Source organism: Rhizobacter sp. P2_G4 (genome assembly GCF_056403575.1).
Genome location: NZ_JBFUFG010000011.1, coordinates 175,536 through 182,624 on the forward strand (window position 1 = coordinate 175,536; position 7,089 = coordinate 182,624).

General features: G+C 61.0%; 15 protein-coding genes. All 15 read right to left on the reverse strand.

Features of this window, described 5'->3' with window-relative positions; translation table 11 throughout:
- Positions 1-4: 4 nt before the first annotated feature.
- On the reverse strand, positions 5-310 hold the full coding sequence (gene rpsN / locus AC1DYS_RS27480; protein ID WP_477904734.1) for a 30S ribosomal protein S14: 306 nt from the start codon (positions 308-310) through the stop codon (positions 5-7).
- Between the two features lie 8 nt (positions 311-318).
- Positions 319-897 carry a 50S ribosomal protein L5 gene (gene rplE, locus AC1DYS_RS27485; RefSeq protein ID WP_052197562.1) on the reverse strand — a complete coding sequence of 193 codons (579 nt, stop codon included), beginning with the start codon at positions 895-897 and terminating at the stop codon, positions 319-321.
- Between the two features lie 5 nt (positions 898-902).
- Positions 903-1,247, reverse strand: a complete 345-nt coding sequence (gene rplX / locus AC1DYS_RS27490; protein ID WP_047489339.1) for a 50S ribosomal protein L24 — start codon at positions 1,245-1,247, stop codon at positions 903-905.
- Positions 1,248-1,268: 21 nt separating this feature from the next.
- The gene (rplN, locus tag AC1DYS_RS27495; protein ID WP_047489336.1) at positions 1,269-1,637 is read right to left on the reverse strand and encodes a 50S ribosomal protein L14; all 369 of its coding nucleotides are present in this window, start codon (positions 1,635-1,637) and stop codon (positions 1,269-1,271) included.
- Between the two features lie 198 nt (positions 1,638-1,835).
- On the reverse strand, positions 1,836-2,351 hold the full coding sequence (locus AC1DYS_RS27500) for a peroxiredoxin (RefSeq protein WP_477904740.1): 516 nt from the start codon (positions 2,349-2,351) through the stop codon (positions 1,836-1,838).
- A 116-nt stretch (positions 2,352-2,467) separates the two neighbouring features.
- Complete coding sequence (gene rpsQ, locus AC1DYS_RS27505) at positions 2,468-2,761, reverse strand: 30S ribosomal protein S17 (RefSeq protein ID WP_477904735.1); 294 nt, start codon at positions 2,759-2,761, stop codon at positions 2,468-2,470.
- Entirely contained in the window at positions 2,758-2,958 is a 201-nt protein-coding gene (gene rpmC, locus AC1DYS_RS27510; RefSeq protein WP_047489330.1) for a 50S ribosomal protein L29, read from the reverse strand. The genes rpsQ and rpmC overlap by 4 nt, the downstream gene beginning before the upstream one ends.
- A gap of 10 nt (positions 2,959-2,968) precedes the next feature.
- The gene (gene rplP, locus AC1DYS_RS27515; RefSeq protein WP_047489326.1) at positions 2,969-3,385 is read right to left on the reverse strand and encodes a 50S ribosomal protein L16; all 417 of its coding nucleotides are present in this window, start codon (positions 3,383-3,385) and stop codon (positions 2,969-2,971) included.
- A gap of 2 nt (positions 3,386-3,387) precedes the next feature.
- Positions 3,388-4,281, reverse strand: coding sequence for a 30S ribosomal protein S3 (rpsC, locus tag AC1DYS_RS27520; protein WP_047489323.1), 894 nt, complete (start codon positions 4,279-4,281; stop codon positions 3,388-3,390).
- 11 nt (positions 4,282-4,292) lie between these two features.
- Positions 4,293-4,622, reverse strand: coding sequence for a 50S ribosomal protein L22 (gene rplV / locus AC1DYS_RS27525; protein WP_047489731.1), 330 nt, complete (start codon positions 4,620-4,622; stop codon positions 4,293-4,295).
- Positions 4,623-4,633: 11 nt separating this feature from the next.
- Positions 4,634-4,912, reverse strand: a complete 279-nt coding sequence (gene rpsS, locus AC1DYS_RS27530) for a 30S ribosomal protein S19 (protein WP_047489320.1) — start codon at positions 4,910-4,912, stop codon at positions 4,634-4,636.
- 9 nt (positions 4,913-4,921) lie between these two features.
- Positions 4,922-5,746: a 50S ribosomal protein L2 gene (rplB, locus tag AC1DYS_RS27535; protein WP_047489316.1), complete on the reverse strand. Its 825-nt coding sequence runs from the start codon at positions 5,744-5,746 to the stop codon at positions 4,922-4,924.
- Positions 5,746-6,075: a 50S ribosomal protein L23 gene (gene rplW, locus AC1DYS_RS27540; RefSeq protein ID WP_477904736.1), complete on the reverse strand. Its 330-nt coding sequence runs from the start codon at positions 6,073-6,075 to the stop codon at positions 5,746-5,748. Before rplW ends, rplB begins: the two co-directional genes overlap by 1 nt.
- Entirely contained in the window at positions 6,072-6,692 is a 621-nt protein-coding gene (gene rplD, locus AC1DYS_RS27545; RefSeq protein ID WP_047489310.1) for a 50S ribosomal protein L4, read from the reverse strand. The genes rplW and rplD overlap by 4 nt, the downstream gene beginning before the upstream one ends.
- Positions 6,692-7,089, reverse strand: a 398-nt coding sequence (rplC, locus tag AC1DYS_RS27550; RefSeq protein WP_477904737.1) for a 50S ribosomal protein L3, incomplete at its 5' end; no start/stop codon positions are given. The genes rplD and rplC, both read right to left, overlap by 1 nt.

The window sequence follows — 7,089 nt, forward strand, 5'->3', positions numbered from 1 at the left end:
CCGATTACCAGCTGGCCTTGATGACACCGGGGATGTCACCCTTGAACGCCAGTTCGCGGATCTTGTTGCGACCCAGACCGAACTTGCGGAAGGTGCCACGCGGGCGACCCGTCAACTCGCAGCGGTTGCGCTGGCGCGTCGGGTAAGCATTGCGCGGCAGCTTTTGGAGTTCGAGGCGAGCGGCATAGCGCTCTTCGTCGGACTTCTTGGCATCGTTCGCGGTCGACTTCAGTTCGTCGTACTTCTTCTTGTACTTGGCGACCAACTCGGCGCGCTTCAGTTCGCGCTGGATGAGGGAAGTTTTAGCCACTGATCACCTCAGTTCTTGAACGGGAACTTGAACGCGGCGAGCAGTGCCTTGCACTCGTCGTCGCTCTTCGCGGAGGTGGTGATGCTGATGTTCAGACCACGCAGCGCATCCACCTTGTCGTATTCGATCTCGGGGAAAATGATCTGCTCTTTCACGCCGATGTTGTAGTTACCACGACCATCGAACGAGCGACCCGAGATACCGCGGAAGTCGCGCACGCGGGGCAACGCGATCGTCACGAAGCGGTCGAGAAATTCATACATCTGCACGCCGCGCAGAGTGACCATGCACCCGATGGGCACGCCGTCACGAATCTTGAAGCCTGCAATCGCCTTCTTCGACTTGGTGACCACTGGCTTCTGGCCGGCGATCTTGGTCAGGTCGCTCACGGCATGCTCCATGACCTTCTTGTCGGATACCGCTTCGCTCACACCCATGTTGAGCGTGATCTTGGTGATGCGGGGCACCTGCATCGGAGACTTGTAGCCGAACTTCTTGACGAGTTCCGGCGAGATGGTCTCGCGATAGATCTTCTGCAGGCGGGCGACCGCGGGTGCAGCAGATTGTTGAGCTTGTTGCTTGGCCATGGTCTTTATGCCTTGATCTCTTCGCCGCTGGACTTGTAGACGCGAACGCCGTTGTCCTTGGTCTTGCGAGCTTGCTTGTCGGCGTCGCTGAGCAGCTTGATGCCGACGCGATCAGCCTTGCCGGTGGCCGGATTGAAGATGGCCACGTTCGACTGGTGGATCGACAAGGTCTTGTCGACGACGCCGCCGGTCGTACCCTTCATCGGGTTCGGCTTGACGTGCTTCTTCACCACGTTGACACCTTCAACCACGACGCGCTCTGCATCGACGCGCTGCGTCACGGTGCCACGCTTGCCTTTGTCACGACCGGTCAACACAACAACCTGGTCGCCTTTGCGAATCTTGTTCATAAGCTTTTCTCCAACCGCGGCTTAGAGCACTTCAGGTGCGAGCGACACGATCTTCATGAAGCGCTCGGTGCGCAGCTCACGCGTGACCGGCCCGAAGATGCGCGTACCGATAGGCTCGAGCTTGGCGTTGAGCAGCACGGCGGCATTGCCGTCGAACTTCACCAGCGAGCCGTCTTGACGGCGAACGCCCTTGGCCGTGCGAACGACGACGGCGCTGTAGACCTCGCCCTTCTTCACACGTGAACGCGGGGCAGCTTCTTTGATGCTGACCTTGATCACGTCGCCGATACCGGCGTAGCGACGCTTGGAGCCGCCAAGCACCTTGATGCACTGGACGGACTTTGCGCCAGTGTTGTCCGCGACGTCGAGTCGCGATTGCATTTGAATCATGTTCTGTCCCCAACTTGTCTTGCCGAAGCAAGCAGTCTTGGGCCCGTCAGATCGAAGCGCATCATGCGCACCTCACTGTTTGGGCGGAGCCGAAACCCGTTGCACCGCGCGAGTCGTTGCAGCCTGATTTCGGCGAAGCTGCGGATTATGCGGCATTTGTGAAGCCCGTGTCAACAGACCCTACCGCACATCCTGAAATTAAGCCTTGATTGCTTGCGCCTGCTTGAGCAGAGTGGCCGCGTCGCTCACCTCGAACTTGCCGGGAGCCTCGATGTTGAGCGATTTCACGACGCCATCGATCACGAGCATCGAGTAGCGCTGCGAGCGCAACCCCATACCGCGCGCGTTGAGGTCAAGAGTCAGGCCAGTGGCTTTCGCGAAGTCGCCGCTGCCGTCGGCCATCATGCGGACCTTGTCGGTCGTGCGCTGATCGCGCCCCCAGGCACCCATCACAAATGCGTCATTGACGGACACACACCAGATCTCATCCACACCAGCGGCCTTCAACTCATCGGCTTGCTTGACGTAGCCCGGAACGTGCTGAGCGGAGCACGTAGGCGTGAAGGCGCCCGGCAGCGCAAAGATCGCGATCTTCTTGCCGGCGGTCGCCTTGTCAATTTCGAATGTGTTGGGACCGATGGAACAGCCGTTGCCTTCGACCTCAATGAATTCCTGCAGAGTGCCCGCGGGAAGCTTGTCGCCAACCTTGATCATGTTCAGCTCCAGATGAGTTTTACGATGACAAAAATGCAAAAACGGCCGGGCGCTAAAACTTCAGCACACCGACCGCTTGCAGCGGGGCTCCAAGGAGCCCGCACGAGTACGTCAACTCAGACCGTACGCGCCTTCTCGACCAGCCGAGTCACCACCCAGGACTTGGTCTTGGAGATAGGACGGCTTTCCGCGATCTCGACCACGTCGCCCATCTTGTACTCGCCATTTTCGTCGTGAGCGTGGTACTTGCTGGACTTGGCCACGATCTTGCCGTAGAGCTCGTGCTTCGTACGACGTTCGATCAGGACCGTGATGGTCTTGGAGCGCTTGTCGCTGACGACCTTGCCAACCAGCTTGCGCTGGTTCTTGCCCGGGGCGTCAACCTTGATATCACCGGCGGTCGAAGTCATTTCGCTGCCCCTTTCTTCTTCTCGGCCAGAATGGTCTTGGCACGAGCAATGTCACGGCGGGTGTTGCCCAACGTTGTGTGATTGGTCAACGCCTGGGTCGCCTTTTGCATGCGCAGGCCGAAATGAGCCTTCAGCAGGTCAGCAACCTCTTTTTCGAGGCCGGCGACGTCCTTGGCGCGGAGTTCAGATGCTTTCATGGTGTTCTCCTCAGGCGCCAATCGCACGGGCGACAAAGGTGGTGCTCAGCGGCAGCTTGGCCGAAGCCAGCTTGAACGCTTCGCGGGCCAACTCTTCAGGCACGCCATTGATTTCGTAGAGCACCTTGCCGGGCTGGATCTCAGCCACGTAGTACTCGGGGTTGCCCTTGCCGTTGCCCATGCGGACTTCGGCAGGCTTCTGCGAGATGGGCTTGTCCGGGAAGATGCGGATGAAGATCCGACCGCCGCGCTTGATGTGACGCGAGATCGCGCGGCGAGCCGCCTCGATCTGGCGTGCCGTCAAGCGGCCGCGTTCGGTAGCCTTCAGGCCGAAGTCGCCGAACGACACAGCCGCGCCGCGCGTGGCCACGCCGGTATTCCGGCCCTTCTGTTCCTTGCGGTATTTTCTGCGTGCAGGTTGCAGCATGCTTATTCTCCTTTGGGCTCAGTGGCCCCAGGCGTCGGCGCCTTGCGCACGCGCTTGACTGCAGGCGTCTTGGGCGCATCGCCAGCCGGTGCGGCCGCTTCTGCAGGGCGACCAGCGTCTTGACGCGGAGCGCCACGATCGAAACCACCACCACCCGGGCGACCACCACGGCCTGCGGGAGCACCAGGTGCGCCCGGACGGGTGTTGCGACGGGGACGGCGATCGTCTTCTTGCACTTCAGGCTTGGCCTGGGGTGCCAGTTCGCCATTGGCGAGGCGGTCGCCACGGTAGACCCAACACTTCACGCCGATGATGCCGTAGGTCGTCTTGGCTTCTGAGAAGCCATAGTCGATGTCAGCCTTCAGGGTGTGAAGAGGCACTCGGCCTTCGCGGTACCACTCGCAGCGAGCGATTTCGATGCCGTTCAGGCGGCCCGACGACATCAGCTTGATGCCTTGGGCGCCCAGGCGCATCGCGTTCTGCATCGCGCGCTTCATGGCACGGCGGAACATGATGCGCTTCTCGAGCTGTTGGGTGATGCTGTCGGCGATCAGCTGGGCATCGATTTCGGGCTTGCGCACTTCTTCGATGTTCACAGCCACCGGCACGCCAAGGCGCCGCGTCAGTTCAGCCTTCAGGTTTTCTATGTCTTCGCCCTTCTTGCCGATCACGACGCCCGGACGAGCCGAAAAAATCGTGATGCGTGCGTTCTTGGCGGGGCGCTCGATCAGGATGCGCGACACCGCGGCGCTCTTCAGGCGCGCCTTCAGGTACTCACGCACCTTCAGGTCTTCAGCCAGCATGGTCGCGAAGTTCTGGTTCGACGCGTACCAACGCGAAGCCCAGTTGCGCGTGACCGGCAGGCGGAACCCGGTTGGGTGGATTTTTTGTCCCATGGTCTTTGCCTTTAGTTGCCGACGGTGATGTAGATGTGCGCGGTCGGCTTGCTGATGCGGTTGCCGCGGCCCTTGGCCCGTGCGGAAAAACGCTTCAGCGTGGCGCCCTGCTCTACGAAGATCGTCTTCACGGTCAGTTCGTCGATGTCGGCGCCATCGTTGTGCTCGGCGTTCGCGATTGCGGACTCGAGACACTTCTTGATGATGCCGGCAGCCTTCTTGGGGGTGAACGTCAGGATGTTGAGCGCCTGGTCCACCTTCTTGCCGCGGACCATGTCGGCCACCAGCCGACCTTTGTCGGCAGAGAGGCGAACGCCGCGAACGATCGATTTGGTTTCCATCGTCGTCATCCTTACTTCTTGTTGGCCTTCTTGTCAGCCGGGTGGCCCTTGAACGTGCGGGTGAGCGCAAATTCGCCGAGCTTGTGGCCAACCATCTGGTCGGTGATGTACACGGGCACGTGCTGCTTGCCGTTGTGCACGGCAATCGTCACACCGATGAAGTCGGGCAGGATCGTCGAACGGCGCGACCAGGTCTTGATCGGCTTCTTGTCCTTGATCGCCACAGCCTTCTCGACCTTGGCCTGAAGGTGATGGTCGACGAACGGACCTTTTTTGAGCGAACGGGTCATGTCGGCTCCTTACTTCTTGCGACGCGAAACGATGAACGTCTGCGTGCGCTTGTTGTTGCGAGTGCGGTAGCCCTTGGTCATGGTGTTCCAAGGAGACACCGGCACCTGGCCTTCGCCCGTGCGGCCTTCGCCGCCACCGTGCGGGTGATCCACCGGGTTCATGGCAACGCCGCGAACCGTCGGGCGGATGCCCTTCCAGCGGATTGCGCCGGCCTTGCCGTATTGACGCAGGCTGTGCTCTTCATTCGACACTTCGCCGATGGTGGCGCGGCAGTCGATGTGAATGCGACGAACCTCACCCGAGCGCAAGCGAACTTGAGCATAGGTACCTTCGCGCGCCAGCAGCGTCGTCGACGTGCCAGCCGAACGGGCAATCTGCGCACCCTTGCCAGGCAGCATTTCGATGCAATGAATGATCGAACCCACCGGGATGTTGCGGATCGGCAGCGTGTTGCCAGCCTTGATCGGCGCTTCTGCACCGCTCATGACCGTCGAACCCACTTCCAGGCCACGCGGGGCAATGATGTAGCGGCGCTCGCCGTCGGCGTAGCACACCAGCGCAATGTGGGCGGTGCGGTTCGGGTCGTACTCGATGCGCTCGACCTTTGCCGGGATGCCATCCTTGTTGCGCACGAAGTCGACGACACGGTAGTGGTGCTTGTGACCACCGCCCTTGTGGCGAATCGTGATGTGCCCGTTGTTGTTACGGCCAGAGTGCTGGAACTGCGGCTCGACCAGCGACGCCTCGGGCTTGCCTTTGTGCAGGTGCGCGTGCACCACCTTCACCACGGCACGGCGGCCAGGCGAGGTCGGTTTGACTTTGATGACGGCCATTACGCGGCCTCCCCAGAGAAGTTGAGCTCTTGGCCCGCCTTCAGTGACACATACGCCTTCTTGACGTGGTCACGGCGACCAATAGAACGGCCGAATTTCTTGACCTTGCCCTTTTGGATCACGGTCTGAACGGATTCGACTTCGACCTTGAACAGCAGCTCGACAGCGGCCTTGATCTCGGGCTTGGTCGCATCGCGCAGCACCTTGAACATCACCTGGTTGTTCTTCTCGGCGACGGCGGTGGCCTTTTCGCTCACGATCGGAGCGACCAGCACTTGGGCCAGACGGTTGTCGGCGTGCTTGGGCTTGTTGGCTTGGGTGGCGCTCATGCGAACATCTCCTTGAGTTGCTCGATCGCTGCCTTGGTCACCAGGACCTTCTTGTAGTGCACCAGCGAGAGCGGGTCAGCGTGACGCGGCTCAACGACCAGCACATTGGGCAGGTTGCGCGATGCCAGGAACAGGTTGTCATCAACCTGGTCGGCAATCACCAGCACCGAACTCAGGCCCATGGCCTTGAACTTGGCAGCCAGCAGCTTGGTCTTGGGTGCGTCGATGGTGATCGAGTCGACTACCGCCAGACGGCCTTCACGCGCCAACTGCGAGAGGATCGCAGCCATGCCGGCGCGATACATCTTCTTGTTGACCTTCTGAGTGAAGTTTTCGTCGGGGCTGTTCGGGAAAATCCGACCGCCTCCGCGCCACAGCGGCGACGACGTCATACCAGCACGAGCGCGGCCCGTGCCCTTTTGGCGCCACGGCTTCTTGGTCGAGTGCTTGACCTCTGCGCGGTCGAGCTGAGCACGGGTGCCTTGGCGTGCATTGGCCTGGAAGGCCACGACGATCTGGTGCACCAGCGCTTCGTTGTAATCACGTGCGAACACGGTGTCAGGCGCGTCAACCTTGGACGTCGACTGACCTTGTTCGTTCAGGAGCTCGAGCTGCATTACTTGGCTCCCTTCACAGGCGTTGCGGCAGCTTCGCCGCCGCGCTTGACCTTCACCTTCACGGCGGGGCTCACGACCACATGGCCGTTCTTGGAGCCCGGCACCGCGCCACGCACCAGCAACAGCTGGCGGGCTTCATCGATGCGAACGATGTCGAGGTTCTGGGTGGTCTTGGTGACGTCGCCGCGCTGGCCCGACATCTTCTTGCCAGGGAACACGCGACCCGGATCTTGCGCCATCGAGATCGAGCCCGGCACGTTGTGCGAACGGCTGTTGCCGTGCGATGCGCGCTGCGAGCTGAAGTTGTGACGCTTGATCGTGCCCGTGAAGCCCTTGCCGATGGAGGTGCCTTGCACGTCCACCAGCTGACCCACAGCAAAGGTGGTCACTGGCACCT

Excerpts from the sequence above, each read along its gene's own strand:
- rplB (WP_047489316.1), bottom strand. The coding sequence starts at position 5,746 with ATGGCCGTCATCAAAGTCAAACCGACCTCGCCTGGCCGCCGTGCCGTG.
- rplP (WP_047489326.1), bottom strand. The coding sequence starts at position 3,385 with ATGCTGCAACCTGCACGCAGAAAATACCGCAAGGAACAGAAGGGCCGG.
- rpsS (WP_047489320.1), bottom strand. The coding sequence starts at position 4,912 with ATGACCCGTTCGCTCAAAAAAGGTCCGTTCGTCGACCATCACCTTCAG.
- rplN (WP_047489336.1), bottom strand. The coding sequence starts at position 1,637 with ATGATTCAAATGCAATCGCGACTCGACGTCGCGGACAACACTGGCGCA.
- rplE (WP_052197562.1), bottom strand. The coding sequence starts at position 897 with ATGGCCAAGCAACAAGCTCAACAATCTGCTGCACCCGCGGTCGCCCGC.
- rpmC (WP_047489330.1), bottom strand. The coding sequence starts at position 2,958 with ATGAAAGCATCTGAACTCCGCGCCAAGGACGTCGCCGGCCTCGAAAAA.
- rplD (WP_047489310.1), bottom strand. The coding sequence starts at position 6,692 with ATGCAGCTCGAGCTCCTGAACGAACAAGGTCAGTCGACGTCCAAGGTT.
- AC1DYS_RS27500 (WP_477904740.1), bottom strand. The coding sequence starts at position 2,351 with ATGATCAAGGTTGGCGACAAGCTTCCCGCGGGCACTCTGCAGGAATTC.
- rplV (WP_047489731.1), bottom strand. The coding sequence starts at position 4,622 with ATGGAAACCAAATCGATCGTTCGCGGCGTTCGCCTCTCTGCCGACAAA.
- rpsC (WP_047489323.1), bottom strand. The coding sequence starts at position 4,281 with ATGGGACAAAAAATCCACCCAACCGGGTTCCGCCTGCCGGTCACGCGC.
- rpsQ (WP_477904735.1), bottom strand. The coding sequence starts at position 2,761 with ATGACTTCGACCGCCGGTGATATCAAGGTTGACGCCCCGGGCAAGAAC.
- rplX (WP_047489339.1), bottom strand. The coding sequence starts at position 1,247 with ATGAACAAGATTCGCAAAGGCGACCAGGTTGTTGTGTTGACCGGTCGT.
- rplW (WP_477904736.1), bottom strand. The coding sequence starts at position 6,075 with ATGAGCGCCACCCAAGCCAACAAGCCCAAGCACGCCGACAACCGTCTG.